General features: G+C 67.2%; 1 protein-coding gene. It reads right to left on the minus strand.

Going from position 1 to position 268, the window contains the following annotated elements; all coding sequences use genetic code 11:
- Positions 1-268, minus strand: a 268-nt coding sequence (locus QD228_RS17055) for a M24 family metallopeptidase (protein ID WP_279876137.1), incomplete at both ends; no start/stop codon positions are given.

Raw genomic sequence — 268 nt, forward strand, 5'->3', positions numbered from 1 at the left:
GCCATCGGCGTACTGCCCGCCCGAATCGATCAGGAACAGCTGGCCCGGCAGGATCGGCGCGTTCGATTCGTCCGTGACCTTGTAGTGCGGGCTGGCACCGTGCGCGCCGGTGGCGGAGATCGTCTCGAACGACTCGTCCTTGAGCACGCCGGTTTCGGCACGGAAATCGTGGAGCCGCGCCACGACGTCGAGTTCGGTCAGCGTACCGGCAGGCGCGGTGTCCTCGAACCACTTGAGGAAGCGCACCAGTGCGGCAGCATCGCGCGCT

Origin of the sequence: Cobetia sp. 3AK, assembly GCF_029846335.1 — a bacterium.
Classification (GTDB): domain Bacteria; phylum Pseudomonadota; class Gammaproteobacteria; order Pseudomonadales; family Halomonadaceae; genus Cobetia; species Cobetia marina.